We start from the raw sequence: 19,861 nt of genomic DNA, 5'->3' as shown, positions 1-19,861 counted from the left end.
GGATGCCGGACCCCACGGCCAGCAGGTTCGCGATCGTCGGCATGTCGGTGCTGCTGCCCGGCGCGCCGGACCTCGACACGTACTGGCGCAACCTCGTCGGCGGCGTCGACGCGATCACCGAGGTGCCGCCGGAGAAGTGGGACAGCGCGCACTACGCCCCGGACGCCGAGCGGCGTGCCGACCGGATCTACTGCCGGCGCGGCGGGTTCGTCGACGAACTGGCCGAAGTGGACGTCACCGGCTTCGGGATCATGCCCAACTCGATCCCCGCCACCGAGCCCGACCAGCTGATCGCGCTGCGGGTCGCGGCCCAGGCCCTGGCCGACGCCGGTGGCCCGGACCGGCTGCCCGCCGACCGCTCCCGCGTCGGCGTCATCCTCGGCCGCGGCGGCTACCTGACGCCCGGTCTGGTCCGGCTCGACCAGCGCGTCCGCACCGCGAGCCAGCTCGTGCGCACCCTCGGCGAGCTGCTGCCGGAGCTGGACGCCGACCGCCTCGACGCCGTTCGGCAGGCCTTCACCGACCAGCTCGGCCCGGAGGCGCCGGAGTCGGCGATCGGGCTGGTGCCCAACCTGGCCGCCTCCCGGCTCGCCAACCGCCTCGACCTGCGCGGCCCGGCGTACACCGTGGACGCCGCGTGCGCGTCGTCGCTGATCGCGGTCGACCACGCCGTGCGCGAGCTCGCGTCCGGCCGCTGTGACGTCGTGCTCGCCGGCGGCGTGCACCACTGCCACGACATCACGTTCTGGAGCGTGTTCACCCAGCTCGGCGCGCTGTCGCCGTCCGAGCGCATCCGGCCGTTCCACCGCGACGCCGACGGCGTGCTGATCGGTGAGGGCACCGGCGTCGTCGTGCTCAAGCGGCTCGTCGACGCCCAGCGCGACGGTGACCGCGTCTACGCCGTGGTCACCGGCACCGGCGTCGCCTCCGACGGGCGGACCGCCAGCCTGGCCAACCCGGACTCCGGCGGCCAGGTCCGCGCCGTCCGCCAGGCCTGGGCCGCGGCCGGGCTCGACCCGCGGGACCCGGACTCGCTGGGGCTGCTCGAAGCACACGGCACGGCGACCCCGGCCGGCGACGCGGCCGAGCTCGCCACGCTCGCCGAGGTGTTCGGCCAGGCCGGGAGCGCGGTGCTCGGCTCGGTGAAGTCGATGATCGGCCACACGATGCCCGCGGCCGGCGTGGCCGGGCTGGTCAAGGCCGCGCTCGCCGTCCACCACGGCGTCCTGCTGCCGACCCTGCACTGCGACGACCCGAACCCCGCTCTCGACAAGACCCGGTTCTCCACTTTGGACACCGCGCGCCCCTGGGACGCGGCGGTGCGCCGCGCCGGGGTCAACGCGTTCGGGTTCGGCGGGATCAACGCCCACGTCGTGCTGGAGCAGGCTCCGGACCGGGCGGCCGCGGTCGTCGTGCGCGAGGCCGAGCGCGTGCTGCGGCTCGCCGCGCCGACCGTCGAAGCGCTGCGTGACGTCCTTTCCGGACCGGACCGCGCGGTGCTCACCGCGCCCGAAGGCACCGGGCCCGTGCGGCTCGGCATCGTCGACCCGACCGGGAAACGCCTGGCCCTGGCCCGCAAGGCCGTCGGCCGGGGCCGGCCGTGGCGCGGCCGCAACGACGTCTGGTTCGCCGACAAGCCGCTGCTCGGCCCGGGCGGCGGCAAGGTCGCGTTCGTCTTCCCAGGCCTCGAAGCCGAACTGGCCCTGAACTGCGGAGACGTCGCCCGCCACTTCGGCCTCCCGTGGCAGCACTCCGACGCCGCGGTCGGCGACGTCGGCCGCCAGGGCGCCGCCGTGTTCGAGCTGGGCCGGCTCCTGGAAGCCGCCCTGCGGCGGATGGGCGTGACGCCGGACGCCGTCGCCGGCCACAGCCTCGGCGAATGGACCGCGATGGCCGCGGCCGGGATGCACACGACGGCCGAGATCGACGCGTTCCTCGCCGGGTTCGACCCCGACAGCCTGGTCGTGCCGGGCCTGGCGTTCGCCGCGATCGGCGCGCCCGCCACGCAGGTGCTGGCCGAGCTGGCCGGCCGCGACGACGTCGTGCTGTCCCACGACAACTCCCCGAACCAGGCGATGGTCTGCGGCCCCGCCGCGGCCGTCGACGCGCTCGTGAAGACGTTCCGGACAGCCGGGACCGTGTCCCAGGTCCTGCCGTTCCGCTCCGGCTTCCACACCCCGATGCTGCGGCCCTACCTCGGCCCGATCCGCGCGGCCGCCGACGGCTTCACGCTGCACCCGCCGCGGGTGCCGATCTGGTCGGCGACGACGGTGTCGGAGTACCCGGCCGCCGAGGCCGACGTCCGCGCGCTGTTCGTGCGGCACCTGCTCGAACCGGTCCGGTTCCGGCCGCTCGCCGAGACACTGCACGCGGCCGGGTTCCGGGCGTTCGTGCAGGTCGGCGCCGGTCAGCTCGGCTCGCTCATCGGCGACACCCTGCACGGCGAGGACCACTTCGTCGTCGCGGCGCACTCGCCGCACCGGCCCGGGCTCGCGCAGCTGTTGCGCGTCGCCACCGCGTTGTGGGCCGAGGGCGCGGCCCTCGACGGCACGGCGCTGCCGGGCCAGACCCGCGCCGTGACCCGCAAGGCCGTCAAGCTGGACCTCGGCGGGCACGTCATCACCCTCGACGACCGGACCCGCGCGCAGGTCGGCGCCCGGCTGGCGCAGGGGTCCACTGTGGACGTCCTGGCCGGGAAGGGCCCCCTTGCGGCCGAGTTCGCGGCGCTGCTGCAGGACACGGCGAACCTGGCGTCCACTGTGCTCGGTGGGCGCAAGGCCGCCACGCCGCCGCCGGTCGAGCTGCGGACCACTTTGGACGTCTCGGTCGACGCGATGCCGTACCTGCTCGACCACTGCTTCTTCAAGCAGCCACCGCGGGCCGACCCGGGCGACCGCTGGCCGGTCGTGCCCGCCACCACGGTCATCGACCACCTGATGGGCTTCGCCGAGCAGGCGGCGCCCGGCCGGCGCGCGGTCGCGGTCCACGACGTACGGCTGAACCAGTGGATCACGGCGATCCCGGCGGTCACCGTGCCGGTGCACGTCGTGCCCCGAGGTCATGACCGGGTGTTCGCCGCACTGGGCAGCTACTCCCAAGCCGTCGTCGAGCTGGCCGGGTCCTATCCGGCCGCCGGCGTTGCGCCGTGGCGCTTCCCGGCGTCGGCCGAGGAGGTCCCCGAGACCCAGGCCCGCGAGCTGTACGACGACCGCTGGATGTTCCACGGCCCGCGCTTCCAGGGCGTCACCGAGCTGACCGCCGTCGGCGAGCGGCACGTCCGCGCCGTGCTCACCACCCCGGCCGCGCCCGGCGCGCTGCTGGACAACGTCGGCCAGGTGCTCGGCTACTGGATCATGTCCCGGCTGCCGGAACGCACCACCGTCTTCCCGGTCGCGATGCGCGAGATCCGGTTCCACGGCCCGCACCCGGCGCCGGGGGAGCAGCTGGAGTGCCTGGTCAAGATCACGTCGCTGACCGGCGAGTTCCTCGACGCCGACATGCAGCTCGTCCACAACGGACAGGTCTGGGCCGAGTTCACCGGCTGGCGCGATCGCCGGTTCGACAGCAACCCGGAGATCCGCCAGGCCGACCGGACGCCCGAGCGCTCGACGCTGTCGAAGGAGCAACCCGGGGGCTGGGCGCTGGTGCACGAGCAGTGGCCGGACCTGGCGACGCGCGAGCTGATCATGCGCAACTACCTCGCCGGCCCGGACCGCGGCGCCTACGACCGGCGCCCGCCGCGCGGCCGCCGTCAGTGGCTGCTCGGCCGGATCGCCGCGAAGGACGCCGTCCGCCACTTCCTCTGGGCGCGCGGCGAACCCGAGATGTTCCCGGCCGAGCTGAGCATCGGCAACGACGACGCAGGCCGCCCCTGCGCGACCGGCGCGTACGGCCGGGAGCTGCCGGAGGTGACGATCTCGGTGGCCCACCGCGCCGAGGCCGGCGTGGCGATCGCGCGGTTCGGCCCGTGCGGGATCGACGTCGAAGAGGTCGCACCGCGCGCGGAGTCCACTGTGGACGCGGCGTTCGGGCCGGCCGAACGGGCGCTGTTCGCGGCCCAGGAGGGCGATCCGGACGTCTGGTTCGCCCGGTTCTGGACCGCGAAGGAAGCCGTCGCGAAACTACGTGGCACCGGGCTGCGGGGTGAGCCCCGCGACTTCGAGGTCGTCGCGGCGGCGCCGGAAGAGCTGATCGTCCGGGTGGCCGGGCACGACCACCACGTCCGCTGCACCGAGACCGCGAACCTGCCGGGCGCACCGCCGCGCCGGTACGTCGTGGCCTGGACCGAGGAGACGAAGGAGACTGCGGAATGAGCATCGAGACGACGGCCACCGGCGAGGCGGCGGTGCTCGCTCAGCTCGGCGGAATGCTGCGTGAGCTGCTCGAGGAGTACGGCCTCGACGACGCGGAGATCACCATGGACACCACGTTCCACGACGACCTCGAACTGGAGAGCGTCGACCTCGTGGCGCTGTCCGGGCAGCTGCGCGAGCACTACGGCGAGCGCGTCAACTTCGCGACCTTCATCGCCGAGCGCGACCTCGACGAGATCATCGCGCTGACCGTCGGCGAGCTGGTCCGGTACATCGTCGCCTCGCTGCGGGACCGGCCGTGAGCCGGATCCGGGCGGGCGAGCTGGACGTCCACGTCCAGCGCCTGACCCCCGACGTCCCGCTCGACGGCGACGCGCCGATCGTGGTGTGCGTCCACGGGCTGCTCACCGACAGCCTGGCCAGCTACTACTTCACCCTCGGGCCCGCCTTCGCCGAACGCGGCCTCGACGTGCTGATGTACGACCTGCGCGGGCACGGCCGCACGACCCGGCCCGAAAGCGGCTACCACCTCGAATCGTTCGTCGTCGACCTGGTCGACGTCCTCGACGCGCTCGGCATCACCCGGCCGGTGCACGTGATCGGCAACTCGTTCGGCGGCTCGGTGGCCTTCGGGCTGGCCGCCGCCCGGCCCGACCGCGTCGCCAGCGTCATCGCCATCGAGGCCGAGCCGCCGACGGCGGCGTGGACGCGGCACATGGCCGACGGCCTCGCCGACGCGAAGACCCGCCTCGCCATCGACGAGGTGATCGGCTGGATCAAGGACAACCACGGCGCGCACACCGCGCGGCTGTCCAAGGCGGCCAACCGGATCCTCCAGACGACCACGATGGCCGACGACATCCCGCGCAGCGCGACCATCAACGCGGACCTCTCGGACGTCCACTGCCCGGTGTTCGCCCTCTTCGGCGGCGATTCGGGGCTGGCGGCGCAGGTGCCGCACTTCGAGGAGCACCTCGACCACTGCCGCACCGTCGTGCTGCCCGACCAGGGGCACTCGGTGCTGGTCGAGCGGACCGCCGAGACCATCGAGCTGATCTTCGACTGGGTCCGCGACGTCTCCCGGCTCCCGGCCCGGGTGCGGTAGTGGCCCGGTACCTGTTCGTCGTCCCGCCGCTGGTCGGGCACGTCAACCCGGCCGCCGGGGTGGCCGCCGAGCTCACCGCGCGCGGCCACGAGGTCGCCTGGGCCGGGCACGACGAGCTGCTGTGGCACCTGGCCGGCCCGGACGCGCTGGTGTTCTCGTGCGCGCTGCCGCCGGACGCGCCGGAGCGCCCGCCCGAGCTGAAGGGGCCCGCCGCGCTGCGGTTCCTCTGGCAGGACTTCCTCGTCCCGCTGGCCGACGCGATGGCGCCCGGGGTCGCCGCGGCCATCGACGCGTTCGGACCGCACGTGGTCGTCGCCGACCAGCAGGCCCTCGCCGGCGGCCTGCTCGCCGACGCGCGCGGCCTGCCGTGGGTCACCTCCGCGACGACGTCCGCCGAACTGGTCGACCCGCTCGCGGGCATGCCCAAGGTCGCGGACTGGGTGGCCGAGCTGCTCGACGGCCTGCGCGCGCGGATCGGCGGCGGCACGGCCGATCCCCGGTTCTCGCCACACGGCGTACTCGCCTTCACCACCCGCGAGCTGCTCGGCGCGGTCACGCTGCCGCCGAACGTCCGGCTGGTCGGCCCGTCCATCTCCGGCCGGCCGTCCACAACGGACTTCCCGTGGGAGTGGCTCGACCCGCCGCGGCCCACCGTGCTCGTCTCACTCGGCACCGCGAACACCGACGCGGGAACGGGATTCCTCACGTCCACAGTGGACGCCTTCGCCGGCCGGGAGGCCCGGGCCGTCGTCGTCGACCCGGGCGGGGTGCTCGGTGCCGTGCCGCCGAACGTCCTGGTGCGCCCGCGTGTCCCGCAGCTGCCGCTGCTCGCGCACGTCGACGCCGTGGTGTGCCACGCGGGGCACAACACCGTCTGCGAGACGCTCTGGCACGGCAAGCCGCTGGTCGTGGCGCCGATCCGCGACGACCAGCCGATCGTGGCCGCCCAGGTGGTCGCGGCCGGCGCGGGCGTCCGCCTGCGGTTCGGCCGCGCGGACGCCGGCCGTGTCGGGGCGGCGGTCGACGAGGTGCTGACCGAGCCGTCGTACCGCCGGGCCGCGGAGACGCTGGCGGCGTCGTTCCACGCCGCGGGCGGCAGCCCGGCCGCGGCGGGACACCTGGAACAGCTGGCACTGGAGAGCCTGGCGCACCTGCGGCCCTGAAAGAATGTTGTTTACTTCGAAAAATCATCCGGGTTACCGTGCTCGGCATGACAGTTTCCGTGTGCACGGCCGAGGAAGTCCCGCAGCTCGTGGCGTCGGCGGTGGGGTTGTTCGCCGAAGACGGCGGCCGCCACGACCCGTCCGTGGACGTCGGCTGGCCCGCCCGTGAGGGCGAGTCCTACTACGCCGCGCTCGTCGAGGATCCGGCCGTCCTCTGCCTGCTGGTCCCCGGTGGCGGTGGCCACCTGGTCGGGCGGCTGTGCCGGCCGAACCCGCTGCGGCCGGGCGTGGTGACGGCGGATCTGGAGAGCCTGCGGGTCGACGCCGGGCACCGGCGTGCCGGGATCGGCGCCGAACTCGTGGCCGCCTTCTTCGCCTGGGCGAAGGAAAACGGGGCGACCGAGACGAAGGTCAAGGCCTTCGCGGCCAACGAGGGCGCGCTGGAGTTCTACCGGGCGCAGGGCTTCGAGCCGTTCGAGGTGATCCTGCGGCGAACCTCCTGAGTCGTACTCGGGCCCTGGTCGAGACCAACGTGCTCGGCCCGCTCAACTGCGGCACCGCGGCCTACCCGGCGTCCAAAGGCGCGGTGACGGAGTGCCGGGCAACCACTTCACGATCGTGGAGGAGCACATCGCCGAGGCGACAGCGCCCAGACTTGTCGTGAGTGTTTAGGGCGGTTCTAACCGCCCTAAACACTCACGACAAGCCGCGGCAGACTCATGAGGCCGCTGGGCTGCCCTGGCCCGTTGGACGCTCTGACGTGTCACCGGAACGGGTGACTCTCCACAGTGGACTCCGCGCCGGCCGCTCCCGCGCACTAGCTTGGGAGGCCGAGCGAGGGAGGGTGCCATGACGGCCACCGCGGAGGTCGCCCAGGAGCCGGCGCCCGCGCAGCTCAGCAAGGGTCGGGTCAACGCCGTCTTCGGCGCGGTGCTGCTCGGCATGCTGCTGGCCGCGCTCGACCAGACCATCGTCGGCACCGCGCTGCCCACCATCGTCGGCGACCTCGGGGGCGCCGGGCACCTGTCCTGGGTCGTCACGTCCTACCTGCTGGCCGAGACGATCATGACCGTCGTCGTCGGCAAGCTCGGTGACCTGTTCGGCCGCAAGCTGATGTTCCAGCTGTCGGTGATCGTCTTCGGCATCGGCTCGTTCTGCGCCGGGTTCGCCGACAGCATGGTCTGGCTGATCGTCTGGCGCGCGGTGCAGGGCCTCGGCGGCGGCGGGCTGATGGTCACCTCGACCGCGCTCATCGCCGACGTCGTCCCGCTGCGCGAACGCGGCAAGTACCAGGGTGTGCTCGGCTCGGTCTTCGGCGTGGTGACCGTCGCCGGCCCGATGCTCGGCGGGTTCTTCGTCGACCACCTGTCCTGGCGCTGGGCGTTCTACGTCAACATCCCGCTGGTCATCGTGGTGCTGATCGTCGCGTCCTCGGCGATGCCGAACGCGCGCGCCGCGGTCAAGCCGGTGATCGACTACCTCGGCATCCTGCTCATCGGCCTGGCCGCGACCGGGCTGACGCTCGTCACCAGCTGGGGCGGCACCCAGTACGCGTGGGGGTCGCCGACGATCATCGGGATGGCGATCGGCTCGGTGGTGCTGCTGGGCGCGTTCGTCTTCGTGGAGCTGAGAGCCAAGGAACCGATGCTGCCGATGCGGCTGTTCCGGAACCCGGTGTTCACCGTCGGCGGGATCATGAGCTTCGTCGTCGGCTTCGCGATGCTCGGCGCGCTGTCCTACCTGCCGACGTACATGCAGTACGTCCAGGGCACCTCGGCGACGACGTCCGGGGTGCGGCTGCTGCCGATGGTGCTGGCGCTGCTGGTGGCGTCGATCGCCGCGGGCAACGCCGTCAGCAAGACCGGGCGGTACAAGATCTTCCCGCTGGTCGGCTCCGCGGGCATGACGATCGGGCTGTACCTGCTCTCGCGGCTCGACACCGACACCGGCTTCTGGGAGGCGTCGGCCTACATGGCCGTGCTCGGCTTCGGCATCGGGCTGGGCATGCAGGTGCTGACCATCGCCGTGCAGAACACCGTCGACTACGCCGACCTCGGCGTCGCCACCTCGGGCGTGACGTTCCTGCGGTCGATCGGCAGCTCGTTCGGCGCGGCGATCTTCGGGACGGTGTACGCGAACCAGCTGGCGCCGAACCTGGCCGCCGCGGCGGCCGCCCATCCGCTGCCACCCGGCGTCGACCCGCACGTGACGCAGATCCCGAGCGCCCTGCACGCGCTGCCGGACGCGGTGTCGGCGCCGGTGATCCAGGCCTACAGCGACTCGCTGCACGTCGTGTTCCTCGCCGCCGCGCCGGTCGGCCTGGTCGCGTTCGCGCTGGCGTTCTTCCTCAAGGAGGTCCCGCTGCGCGACACCGCGCGCGCCGCGGCGCCGGACCTCGGCGACGGCTTCGCGATGCCGGAGGCCCGCACGGACGACCGCGAGCTGGAACGCGCCGTCGCGACGCTCTTCTTCCGCGAGCGCCGCAACGTCGCCCCGGCGATCGTCGAACGCGCGGGCAGCGACCTCGACGAGGGCGGCATCTGGTGCCTGCTGCAGGTCCACCTGCGGGAACGCCGCGGCGAGCCGGCCACGCTCCGGGCGATCGGCGAGCACTTCGGCGTCCCGGCGCCGGTGCTGGAACCGGCGTTCAACCGCCTGGAGCTGACCGGCCACCTGCGTTACGCGGGCGGCGGCTGGGAGCTGACGGAGGCGGGCCGCGAGGAGTTCGCCAAGGTGGTCCGGGCGTGGCACGACTGGCTGGCGTCCCGCCTCGGCGACTGGGGCACGGGCGACCGGGCCGAGCTGGACGCGGCGATCGGCCGGGTGGCGACGCGTCTGCTGGACCAGAGCACGGAGGTCCGCGCCTACGGCCGCCACGCCCTGGCGTGACCCGTCACCTTCGAGTGAACCTTTGCTCCGCAAAGCGGAGCTTTCGCTAGGAAAGATGCGTCCAGGCGGCCTTCGGACGCATCTTTCCTGGCGAAAGTGGCGACCGGTCGGTCACCGGAGGCGGGCACTTTCGGGGGCGGCGCTTTCACGTGAAAGTGACCACCTGGGGGCGGCGCTTTCACGTGAAAGTGCCGTCAGCGGCGCCAGAAGTCGTGTGGGGTGCGGCCCGGGCGGAAGCCGCAGGACTCCACCAAGGCCGCGGCCGTCGCGAAGCCGTGGCCGACCAGGCCCGGCTCGTGGGCGTCGCTGCCGAACGCGACCGCCTCGCCGCCGTCCTCGAACCACCAGCGGACCACCTCGCCCGGCAGCGGCACCTTCGTGTTGACCTCCAGCGCGCGTCCGCTGCCGGCCAGGGCCCGCAGCACCGTGCGGAACTCCTCCTCGAAGTCCGCCGCCACGAACGGTGGGCCCTCGCCGGGCCACGAGCGCAGGGCGTAGTCGATGTGCGCCAGCACGGCGAAGTCCGCCGTGGACTCGACCAGGCCCAGTACCTCCGACAGGTACGCGCGCAGGATCTCGCCGGGCGGGCGGTCCGAGACGATCGTCAGCTCTTGGTGGTGCCCGTCGTCGCCCGGCAGCGAGTGCACCGAACCCAGCACGCGGTCGAACGAGTGGGACGCCAGCAGCGCGTCGGCGCGGGAGCGGTGCCAGTGCGGCTCGCTCAGCTCCACTCCGGACAGGATCCGCAGGTCCGGGAACCGGCCGCGGCACTCGTCGACCGACGCCAGGTAGCCCTCGACGTCGAGGTCCGGCGGCTCCAGGACGCCGTCCGGGCGCAGCCGCACCCGGAAGTGGTCCGGCAGCAGCGGGCGGATCGGCTCCGGGATCAGCCACGGCGTGAGGTCCGCGTGCTCGGTGAACGCGACCGACGGCAGCCCCAGCTCCAGCGCGCGTGCGCACGAGCCGATCATCGACCCGGTGACCGTGTCCCAGGACCATTCGGTGTGGACGTGGCCGTCCGTCGGCAGACTCACCGGACCACCGTAACGCCGGATTTGAGCTAGCGTCTCGGTATGGCGCAGAAGGCGGTGGAGCTGGAGGTCGGGCCGCACACGGTGCGGATCTCGAACCCGGACCGGGTGTACTTCCCGGCCCGCGGCGAGACCAAGCTCGACCTGGTCAACTACTACCTCTCGGTGGGCGACGGCATCGTCAACGCGCTGCGCGAGCGGCCCTGCATGCTGCACCGCTTCCCGTCCGGCGTCGCGGGGGAGAAGGTGCACCAGAAGCGCGTCCCGAACGGCGCGCCGCCGTGGCTGGAGACCGTCCGGGTCGAGTTCCCGCGTTACAAGCGGCACGCGGACGAGCTGTGCGTCACCGAGCTGGCGCACGTCGCCTGGGCGGTGCAGATGTCCACTGTGGAGTTCCACCCGTGGAACTCGCGACGCGCGGACACGGAAAAGCCCGACGAGTGGCGCATCGACCTCGACCCGATGCCCGACTGCGGTTACGACCGCGTCCGCCGGGTCGCGCACGTGGCCCACGAGATCCTCGACGAACTGGGCGCGGTCGGCTGGCCCAAGACGTCCGGCGGTCGCGGGCTGCACGTCTACGTCCGGATCGAGCCGCGCTGGGGTTTCCAGGACGTCCGCCGCGCCGCGCTGGCCTTCGCGCACGAAGTGGAACGACGGGCCCCGGACGAGGTGACGACGACCTGGTGGCGCAAGGACCGCGACCCGCGCACGCTGTTCGTCGACTACAACCAGAACGCGCGCGACCACACGATCGCCAGCGCGTACTCGGTGCGCGGCAACCCGGAAGGCACGGTCTCGACGCCGATCCGCTGGGACGAGATCGACGACGCCGAGCCCGGCGACTTCACCATCGCGACCGTCCCGGCCCGCTTCGCCGAGCTGGGCGACCTCCACGCCGGCATCGACGACGCGGTGTTCTCCCTCGACCCGCTGCTGGAGTGGGCCGACCGCGACGGCATCGAAAAGGCTGTCGAGGAACCACCCGGAGACTGACGTATTTCCGGACAGCCTCACGGCTCCGCTCGGTATGAAAGTCGTGCTGTCCGGTGTGGACGCCGGGGCGTGGAGCCTGGTCGCGCTGCAGGTGATCCTCGAACGCGAAGGCCACGTCGTGTGCGTGGCGGCCGACGTGCTCGCGGCGTGCCGCCGTGAACAGCCGGACTGCCTGGTGCTGTCCACCGTATTCGGTGCCTCGGGCGTGGACGTGCTGCTCCGCGTGCGCGCCGAGCCCGGGCTGGGCGGGTTACCCGTGGTGATCGGAGGCCGCCTGCCGGGCACGCGCGCGGACCTGCTCGACCTCGGCTACGACGACGCGTTCCCGGTCGCCACCACGGATCCCGGGGGAGCCGTGGCGGCGTTGCGCGCCTACCTCGTGCGGTCAGTCGAGGCGCTCGATGATCGTTGCGTTGGCGAGGCCGCCCGCCTCGCACATCGTCTGCAGGCCGTAGCGGCCGCCGGTTTCCTCCAGCACCGACAGCAGCGTCGTCATCAGGCGGGCGCCGCTGCCACCGAGCGGGTGGCCGAGTGCGATCGCGCCGCCGTGGACGTTGACCTTCGCCAGGTCCGCGCCGATCTCGGCCTGCCAGGCCAGCACGACGCTGGCGAACGCCTCGTTGACCTCGAAGGCGTCGATGTCGGACACACTCAGCCCGGCCCGGTCCAGGACCTTGCGGGTCGCCGGGATGACGCCGGTGAGCATGTACAGCGGGTCGTCGCCGACCACGGCGAAGTTCCGGATCCGCGCTCGCGGACGCAGTCCGAGCGCCGCGGCCGTCTCGCTGCTGGTGATCATGAGCGCGGCGGCACCATCGTTGATCGGTGACGAGTTGCCCGCCGTGACGCGCCAGTCCAGGTCCGGGAAGCGCTGCTCCCAGACGTCGGCGCGGAACGCGGGCTTCAGCCCGGCCAGGATCTCCGGTGTGGTGCCCGGCCGGACCGTCTCGTCGGTCGTGACGTCGACGAGCACGCCGTCGGGGCCGGGAGCCTTGAGCGGTGCGACCTCGCGGGTGAACTTCCCGTCGGCCCACGCCTTCGCGGCGCGCTGGTGGCTTTCGGCGGAGAACGCGTCGAGCTGCTCCCGCGTCAGGCCCCACTTGGCCGCGATGAGTTCGGCGCTGATGCCCTGCGGCACCAAGCCGTCCGGGTAACGGGCGGCGACCTGCGGGCCGAACGGGTCGCGCCCGGCCACCTGGCTGCCCATCGGCACCCGGCTCATCGACTCGACGCCGGACGCGATCACGGCGTCGTACGCACCGGCGATGACGCCCTGCGCGGCGAAGTGGACGGCCTGCTGGCTGCTGCCGCACTGCCGGTCCACGGTCACGGCGGGCACCGACTCCGGCAGGCCGGCGGCGAGCGCGGCCCAGCGGGCGGTGTTCATGCTCTGCTCGCCGATCTGGCCGACGGCGCCGCTGATGACGTCGTCGATCCGGGCCGGGTCGACGCCGGTGCGCTCGACGAGCGAGCGGAGCGCGTGGGCGTGCAGGTCGACCGGGTGCACCCCGGCCAGCGTCCCGTTCGGCTTGCCCTTGCCGATGGGGGTCCGTACCGCGTCGACGATCACCGCGTCCGTCATGGCGTCTGCCTCCTCGCAGATCGGGGATACCCTCGGTATACGCCGGGTGAGTTGGATTGCACAACTGACCTGTTCGCCAAGTCACACGTTCTTGACGTGCTAGGTTGGATTTTCAACCCGTGGAGGTGACGTCGTGCGGCGTGGTCGCGAGTGTTCGGTGGCGGAAGCCCTCGAAGTCGTCGGCGAGCGGTGGAGCCTGCTCGCCCTGCGCGAGATCATGCTGGGGGAGCGGCGGTTCAACCAGATCGCCGAGAACACCGGCGCCAGCCGCGACATCCTCGCCGCGCGGCTGCGCAAGCTCGTCGACGCCGGCGTGCTCGAGAAGGTCCAGTACGAGGCGCACCCGCCGCGGCACGAGTACTACCCGACCGAAGCCGGCCGCGCGCTGCAGCCGATCCTGCTCGGTCTGATGGCCTGGGGCGACAAGTACGTCCACCAGGGCGAACCGCCCACGTTGTGGCGGCACGCCTGTGGCGCCGAACTGCGCGCGGTGACGGTCTGCGAGCACTGCGGCGAGCCGGTCGACGCGCCCGGCACCCACGCGATCCGGCTGGGCGCCGTGCACTGACGTCCGCACCTCCATCTCCCGGAAGGCCCTTCGCACTCGCGAGGGGCCTTCCGGCCGTTTGGGCGTTGACTTGAGACCCCCGTCACTGTAACTCTTGAACGAATCAGTGCAAGAACCTGACAGCAGCGCGAGAAATCGCGGCAGCAGTCAGGAAGATCCCGCCCAGCTCCTCAACGCCGAGGTGTCCATGACGGCTGCTTCGCCCTGCCCACGCGCGCCTCCGGCCCGTCCGGTCGCGCCCGTCCGTTCCCCGGTCTCCGCCGTGCCCGCGCTCCGCGGGCCGGTCCTCGCTCCTGTCGTCTCCCCGTCCTCCCCGGATCAGAGGAACCCCATGAGAACGAAGCGACTCCTGTCGCGCGCGGCGACCTACGCCGCCCTGTCCCTGCTCCTGGCGGCACCCGCCGTCGCGGCGAGCGGCGCCCCGGCCGCGACCGCCGTCCCCGCCGCTGCCGCCGCGGTCCAGCCCGCTGCCCAGGCCGCGTCGGCGACCTACACGGCCAGCAGCCAGATCGCCGAGTACCCCGCCTCGAACGTCGGCGACGGCAACCAGGCCACCTACTGGGAAAGCGCGAACAACCAGTTCCCGCAGTGGATCCAGGCCGACCTCGGTGCCACCACGAACCTCGCGCAGCTCGTGCTGAAGCTGCCGGCCGGCTGGGAAGCGCGCACCGAGACCCTCACCGTGCAGGGCAGCACGAACGGGACGAGCTTCAGCGACCTCGTCGCGTCGGCCGGCTACCGGTTCGACCCGGCCACGGCCAACACCGTGACGATCAACGTCACCGGCAGCACCCGCTACGTGCGGCTGAACGTCACCGCCAACACGGGCTGGCCCGCCGCGCAGCTGTCCGAGTTCGAGGTGCACGGCAGCACCTCCGGCGGCGACACGCAGGCCCCGTCCGCGCCCGGCAACCTCGCCTACACGGCGCCCGCGAGCGGCCAGCTCCGGCTGACGTGGTCGGCCTCGACCGACAACATCGGCGTCACCGGCTACGACGTCTACGCGAACAACGCGCTGCGCGGCAGCGTCGCGGGCACCGTCCTGACCTACACGGACAGCCAGCCCGACGGCACGACCGTGGCCTACTACGTCCGCGCGCACGACGCCGCGGGCAACCAGTCGGCGAACAGCAACACGGTGACGCGCAACGGCACCCAGGTCGGCACGAACCTCGCGGTCGGCAAGCCGATCACGGCGTCGTCGACGGAGTTCACGTTCGTCGCCACGAACGCGAACGACAACTCGACCAGCACGTACTGGGAGGGCGGCGGCGGGACCTACCCGAACCTGCTGACCGTCGGGCTCGGCTCCAACGCCGACCTCAGCCAGGTCGTCGTCAAGCTCAACCCGGACGCCTCGTGGGGCCCGCGCACCCAGACCATCGCCGTCGAAGGCCGTGAGCAGGCGTCCTCGACGTTCACGACCCTGGCCGCCGCGCAGACGTACAACTTCAACCCCAGCACCGGGAACAGCGTCACCATCCCGCTGAGCGGCCGCGTCGCCGACGTCCGGCTGCGCGTCACCGCCAACTCCGGCGCCGGCGGTGGGCAGACCGCGGAGTTCCAGGTGATCGGCGTCCCCGCGCCCAACCCGGACCTCACGGTCTCGGGCGTGTCCTGGTCGCCGCAGAACCCGGTGGAGACCGACGCGATCACGGCGTCGGCGACCGTCCGCAACGCCGGCACGGCGGCCGCGGGCGCGACGAACGTCAACCTCTACCTCGGCACCACGAAGGTCGGCACCGCCGCGGTCGGCGCGCTGGCCGCCGGAGCGTCGACGACGGTGTCGGCGAACATCGGCGCCCAGAACGCGGGCAGCTACCAGCTGACCGCGAAGGTCGACGAGGCCAACGCCGTGCTCGAGCAGAACGAGAACAACAACTCGTTCACCGGCTCGACGGCGCTCGTCGTCAGCCCGGTGCAGAGCTCCGACCTCGTCGCGGCGACCGGCTGGTCGCCGAACTCCCCGTCGGCGGGCAACACGGTGACCTTCAGCGTGACGCTGCGCAACCAGGGCACGATCGCGTCGGCGTCCGGTGCGCACGGTGTGACCGTGACGCTCACCGACACGAGCGGCACCGTCGTGAAGACGCTGACCGGCTCGTACTCCGGCGCCATCGCGGCCGGGGCCACGGCGTCGCCGGTCAACGTCGGCACGTGGACGGCGGCCAACGGCAAGTACACCGTGAAGACGGTCGTCGCGAACGACGCCAACGAGCTGCCGGTGAAGCAGGCCAACAACACCAGCACGCAGACGCTGTTCGTCGGCCAGGGCGCGAACATGCCCTACGACATGTACGAGGCCGAGGACGGCGTCCTCGCGGGCGGTGCGGCCGTGGTCGGCCCGAACCGCACCATCGGCGACCTCGCCGGCGAGGCGTCCGGACGCAAGGCCGTCACGCTGAACTCGACCGGCTCCTCGGTGGAGTTCACCACGCGGGCGGCGACGAACACGCTGGTCACGCGCTTCTCCATCCCGGACTCGGCGGGCGGTGGCGGGATCAACTCGACGATCGACGTCTACGTCAACGGCACCTTCCTCAAGGCGGTCGACCTGACCTCGCACTACGCGTGGCTCTACGGCGCCGAAACCGGCCCGGGCAACTCGCCGGGCACCGGGCCGCGCCACATCTACGACGAGGCCAGCGCGCTGCTCGGCACCACGGTGCCGGCGGGCAGCAAGATCAAGCTGCAGAAGGACGCGGCGAACAGCACGAACTACGCGATCGACTTCGTGAACTTCGAGCAGGCCACCGCGCAGGCGAACCCGGACCCGGCGCACTTCGCCGTGCCGGCCGGGTTCACGCAGCAGGACGTCCAGGCCGCCCTGGACAAGGTTCGCCAGGACAGCACCCTCACCGGCGTCTACCTGCCGGCCGGGAACTACTCGCTGTCGAGCAAGGTGAACGTCTACGGCAAGGCGATCACGCTGATCGGCGCCGGGCCGTGGTTCACGAAGTTCTCCGCGCCCGCCGGGCAGGAGAACACCGACATCGGCTTCGACGTCCAGTCGACCGCCAACGGGTCGACGGTCAGCGGGTTCGCGGTGTTCGGGAACTACACCTCCCGCATCGACGGCCCCGGCAAGGTGTTCAACCTGGCCAACGTCGCGAACCTGACGATCGACAACATCTGGGTGGAGCACCAGGTGGTCATGGTGTGGGGCACCAACGTGGACAACACCACGATCAAGAACTCCCGGATCCGCGACACCTACGCCGACGGGATCAACCTCACGAACGGGAGCACCGGCAACCACGTCGTCAACGACGAAGCCCGGTCCACCGGTGACGACAGCTTCGCGCTGTTCGCCGCCACGGACATCAACCAGGGCAACCAGTACGACAACGTGTTCGAGAACCTGACCGCGCTCACCCCGTGGCGCGCGGCCGGGCTGGCGGTCTACGGCGGGTACAACAACACCTTCCGCAACCTCTACATCGCGGACACGCTGACGTACTCGGCGATCACGATCAGCTCGCTCGACTTCGGCTACCCGTTCCTCGGGTTCGGGCCGCAGCCGACGACGGTCCAGAACGCCTCGCTCGTCCGGGCGGGTGGCCACTTCTGGGGCCAGCAGACCTTCCCGGCGATCTGGATGTTTTCCGCTTCCAAGGAGTTCCGCGGGATCCGGGTGTCCGATGTGGACATCCAGAGCCCGACCTACAGCGGGATCATGTTCCAGACGAACTACGTCGGCGGGCAGCCGCAGAACTCCGTGCAGGACACCGTGTTCACCAACGTGAACATCAGCGGGGCCCAGCGCAGCGGGGACGCCTTCGACGCGAAGTCCGGGATCGGCATCTGGGCCAACGAGCTGCCGGAACCGGGTCAGGGCCCGGCCGTCGGCTCGGCGACGTTCACCGGGCTCACGCTGAGCAACAACGTCCAGGACATCCGGAACACGACGAGCACGTTCACCATCGTCCGCAACTGATCGAATAGTGCCGTCAAGGCCACCTTACGGGCGACAGACGCCCGTAAGGTGGCCTTGACGGCGTTGATGGGCGGAGGTGGGCCTCGTGCGGATCCTGGTCACCGGCGGCACCGGGCAGCTCGACAGGGTGGTCGCCGCGCGGCTGCGCGCGGCGGGCGAGGAGGTCCGCGTCCTCAGCAGACGGCCCGGGCCGGACGTCGTGCCCGGCGACCTGCGGACCGGCCGCGGCGTCGACAGCGCGCTGGCCGGCGTCGACACCGTCGTCCACTGCGCCACCGACTTTCGGCACGAGACGGCGCTCGCGCGGACGCTGCTGGAGGCCGCGCGCTGGACCGGCGGGCCGCACCTGGTCTACGTCTCGATCGTCGGCGTCGACCGCGTCCCGCTGGGCTACTACAAGAGCAAGCTCGCGACCGAGGAGCTGATCGCCGCGTCGGGCCTGCCGTACACGATCCAGCGGGCGACGCAGTTCCACGCGCTGGTCCGGACGCTGTTCGCGGGCGCGTCCCGGCTGCCGGTGCTGCCCGTGCCGCGGGTGCGGTTCCAGCCGGTGGACGTGCGCGACCTCGCGCCGCGCCTCGCCGACCTGGCCACCGGTGATCCGGCGGGCCGCGTCGACGACTTCGGCGGTCCCGAGATCCTGGCCGCGGCCGAGCTGGCCCAGGCGGTCGCGGAGGCGAGCGGGCGGCGCCGCCGGATCGTCTCGGTGAAGGTGCCGGGGGAGACGTTCCGGGCGTACGCCGGCGGCGGGCACCTCGCGCCGGACCACCTCGACGGCGAGATCACGTTCGCGCGGTACCTGTCCGAGCAGGCCGACGCCGGGGTGCTGGGGTACCGGAAGCGCTAGCTCGGCAGCCAGTTGCCGTGGAAGCCGATCGGCACCCGGTCGGGCAGGTGGATCGCGGCGACCGTTTCGAGCGTGCCGGCGTCGAGCAGCGTGAGTTCGCTGCGCTCGGTCGCCGCGTCGTGCACGAAGCCGGCCAGGACGCCGTCGTCCTCGGCGGCGTCCGCGGCGCGCGGCACGAACACGAACTCCGCGGGCGAGCGCCCGGGCCCGAACGACCGCACCTGCGTCGAGCCGTTCGAGAAGTCGTGCTTGTACAACGAGTCCGCCGGGCTGGCGCCGGTGGTCACCGACGGTGCGTAGCCGTAGCGGTGCGGGCGGCCGACCACGCGTTCGTCGACGCGCGGGAACTCCTGGCCGCGGTCGTCGAGCCGCTCCTCGATGACCTTGCCGGAGGAGAAGTCGACCGTCCACCGGTCCAGCGTCGGGACGCCCTCGTCGGGACCGTGCAGCTCCCGGTCGAAGATCCGGGGGTGCCGGACGACGTCGAGCACCACGCTGTCGCCGTCGTCGTAGGCGTTGAGCGGGTGGAAGACGTAGCACGGCTCGACGTCGAACCAGCGGACGTCGGCGTTGCCGCCTTCGCGCGGCATGACGCCGATCCGCGCGGGGTACTTCGGGTTCCAGTGGTAGGGCAGGCCACCGTTGGCCGCGATCTTCGTGGCCAGCCGCGCGGTGATCGGGTCGGGGATCCGCACCCGGCCGATGACCGCCGACAGCACGAGTCGGGCGGTGGTGCGCAGCAACCGGGACGGGATCGCCGCGGTCGCCATGCCGGCGTCGAAGGTCACGGGCAGGTCGTAGAAGACGACGTGCCGCTCGGTGAGGGAGAAGTCGTGCATCATCGGCGCGCCGGTGACCTCGACGTCCACCTCGCGCCGGACCCGGCCGGCCGCGTCGATCACGGAGTAGGTGACCTTGTTGCCCCTGGCCATCGAGTACGAGACGGCGTGCAGCTCGCCGGTCAGCGGGTCGCGCTTGGGGTGGGCGGTGTACCCGCCGGAGAGGGTGCCGTCGAAGTCGCAGCGGCCCTCGGTGTCGAGCTCGTCGGACAGCTCCCAGATCGTGGCGCCCGCCTCCATCAGCGCGAGCGTCTTGCCGGCGTGGCCGATGACGTTGGTGTTGGCGCTGAGGCCGTGCGGGGTGCGGCGCGGCCGGTCGCCGTCGAGGATCGCGTCGATCGAGGGGTTGCGCACCCAGCGGTTGCGGTACCACTCGGCCTTGCCGTCGCGCAGGCGGACGCCGTGGACCATGCCGTCGCCCATGAACCAGTGGTAGGCCGCCGGGTCCACTTCGGACAGCGGGTTGGGGCCGTTGCGCAGGTAGCGGCCGTCGAGGAAGTCCGGGATGGTGCCGGTGACCTCGAGCTCGGTGAGCGTGTGCTCCTGGCTGATCGGGGCGAAGTTGCCTTCGAGGAAGGGATTGGTCATCAC

13 protein-coding genes are annotated in these 19,861 nt (G+C 72.1%); 10 read left to right on the top strand and 3 right to left on the bottom strand.

Annotated features, from left to right (window positions below):
• Positions 1-2 precede the first annotated feature (2 nt).
• The 6 genes from OG570_RS36350 to OG570_RS36325 all read left to right on the top strand — a co-directional run bounded on the left by OG570_RS36350 (position 3) and on the right by OG570_RS36325 (position 9,470).
• On the top strand, positions 3-4,313 hold the full coding sequence (locus OG570_RS36350) for a beta-ketoacyl synthase N-terminal-like domain-containing protein (protein WP_326953389.1): 4,311 nt from the start codon (positions 3-5) through the stop codon (positions 4,311-4,313).
• Positions 4,310-4,615: an acyl carrier protein gene (locus OG570_RS36345; protein ID WP_247051642.1), complete on the top strand. Its 306-nt coding sequence runs from the start codon at positions 4,310-4,312 to the stop codon at positions 4,613-4,615. Before OG570_RS36350 ends, OG570_RS36345 begins: the two co-directional genes overlap by 4 nt.
• Positions 4,612-5,418, top strand: a complete 807-nt coding sequence (locus OG570_RS36340) for an alpha/beta fold hydrolase (protein ID WP_326949490.1) — start codon at positions 4,612-4,614, stop codon at positions 5,416-5,418. Before OG570_RS36345 ends, OG570_RS36340 begins: the two co-directional genes overlap by 4 nt.
• Positions 5,418-6,581 carry a glycosyltransferase gene (locus tag OG570_RS36335; protein ID WP_326953388.1) on the top strand — a complete coding sequence of 388 codons (1,164 nt, stop codon included), beginning with the start codon at positions 5,418-5,420 and terminating at the stop codon, positions 6,579-6,581. The genes OG570_RS36340 and OG570_RS36335 overlap by 1 nt, the downstream gene beginning before the upstream one ends.
• 47 nt (positions 6,582-6,628) lie before the next feature.
• The gene (locus OG570_RS36330; protein WP_326953387.1) at positions 6,629-7,084 is read left to right on the top strand and encodes a GNAT family N-acetyltransferase; all 456 of its coding nucleotides are present in this window, start codon (positions 6,629-6,631) and stop codon (positions 7,082-7,084) included.
• A gap of 346 nt (positions 7,085-7,430) precedes the next feature.
• Positions 7,431-9,470, top strand: a complete 2,040-nt coding sequence (locus OG570_RS36325; protein WP_326953386.1) for an MDR family MFS transporter — start codon at positions 7,431-7,433, stop codon at positions 9,468-9,470.
• 194 nt (positions 9,471-9,664) lie between these two features.
• On the opposite strand, the gene OG570_RS36320 is transcribed toward OG570_RS36325, so the two are convergent.
• Positions 9,665-10,504 carry a PHP domain-containing protein gene (locus OG570_RS36320; RefSeq protein ID WP_326953385.1) on the bottom strand — a complete coding sequence of 280 codons (840 nt, stop codon included), beginning with the start codon at positions 10,502-10,504 and terminating at the stop codon, positions 9,665-9,667.
• A gap of 39 nt (positions 10,505-10,543) precedes the next feature.
• On the opposite strand from OG570_RS36320, the gene ligD reads away from it, so the two are divergent.
• On the top strand, positions 10,544-11,497 hold the full coding sequence (ligD, locus tag OG570_RS36315) for a non-homologous end-joining DNA ligase (RefSeq protein ID WP_326949495.1): 954 nt from the start codon (positions 10,544-10,546) through the stop codon (positions 11,495-11,497).
• A 385-nt stretch (positions 11,498-11,882) separates the two neighbouring features.
• Here the strand turns inward: ligD and OG570_RS36310 are convergent, their stop codons facing one another.
• Positions 11,883-13,079, bottom strand: a complete 1,197-nt coding sequence (locus tag OG570_RS36310; RefSeq protein ID WP_326953384.1) for a thiolase family protein — start codon at positions 13,077-13,079, stop codon at positions 11,883-11,885.
• Between the two features lie 133 nt (positions 13,080-13,212).
• On the opposite strand from OG570_RS36310, the gene OG570_RS36305 reads away from it, so the two are divergent.
• From OG570_RS36305 to OG570_RS36295, 3 genes are all read left to right on the top strand, one after another.
• Complete coding sequence (locus OG570_RS36305) at positions 13,213-13,647, top strand: winged helix-turn-helix transcriptional regulator (protein ID WP_326953383.1); 435 nt, start codon at positions 13,213-13,215, stop codon at positions 13,645-13,647.
• Positions 13,648-13,978: 331 nt separating this feature from the next.
• Entirely contained in the window at positions 13,979-17,584 is a 3,606-nt protein-coding gene (locus OG570_RS36300) for a discoidin domain-containing protein (protein WP_326953382.1), read from the top strand.
• Positions 17,585-17,669: 85 nt separating this feature from the next.
• The gene (locus tag OG570_RS36295) at positions 17,670-18,431 is read left to right on the top strand and encodes an SDR family oxidoreductase (protein ID WP_442788214.1); all 762 of its coding nucleotides are present in this window, start codon (positions 17,670-17,672) and stop codon (positions 18,429-18,431) included.
• On the opposite strand, the gene OG570_RS36290 is transcribed toward OG570_RS36295, so the two are convergent.
• Positions 18,428-19,858 (bottom strand): carotenoid oxygenase family protein, encoded by a 1,431-nt coding sequence (locus tag OG570_RS36290; protein ID WP_326953380.1) that lies wholly within the window; start codon positions 19,856-19,858, stop codon positions 18,428-18,430. The genes OG570_RS36295 and OG570_RS36290 overlap by 4 nt on opposite strands.
• Positions 19,859-19,861: the final 3 nt, after the last annotated feature.

This window comes from Amycolatopsis sp. NBC_01286 (assembly GCF_035982555.1).
GTDB lineage: Bacteria > Actinomycetota > Actinomycetes > Mycobacteriales > Pseudonocardiaceae > Amycolatopsis.
The sequence above is the reverse complement of the archived record's forward strand: the minus strand, read 5'-3'. Positions and strand labels throughout refer to the sequence as shown.

What these genes read in the sequence shown, in the direction of transcription:
- OG570_RS36350 (WP_326953389.1), top strand. Translation starts at nt 3, where the DNA reads ATGCCGGACCCCACGGCCAGCAGGTTCGCGATCGTCGGCATGTCGGTG.
- OG570_RS36345 (WP_247051642.1), top strand. Translation starts at nt 4,310, where the DNA reads ATGAGCATCGAGACGACGGCCACCGGCGAGGCGGCGGTGCTCGCTCAG.
- OG570_RS36330 (WP_326953387.1), top strand. Translation starts at nt 6,629, where the DNA reads ATGACAGTTTCCGTGTGCACGGCCGAGGAAGTCCCGCAGCTCGTGGCG.
- OG570_RS36325 (WP_326953386.1), top strand. Translation starts at nt 7,431, where the DNA reads ATGACGGCCACCGCGGAGGTCGCCCAGGAGCCGGCGCCCGCGCAGCTC.
- ligD (WP_326949495.1), top strand. Translation starts at nt 10,544, where the DNA reads ATGGCGCAGAAGGCGGTGGAGCTGGAGGTCGGGCCGCACACGGTGCGG.
- OG570_RS36310 (WP_326953384.1), bottom strand. Translation starts at nt 13,079, where the DNA reads ATGACGGACGCGGTGATCGTCGACGCGGTACGGACCCCCATCGGCAAG.
- OG570_RS36300 (WP_326953382.1), top strand. Translation starts at nt 13,979, where the DNA reads ATGAGAACGAAGCGACTCCTGTCGCGCGCGGCGACCTACGCCGCCCTG.
- OG570_RS36290 (WP_326953380.1), bottom strand. Translation starts at nt 19,858, where the DNA reads ATGACCAATCCCTTCCTCGAAGGCAACTTCGCCCCGATCAGCCAGGAG.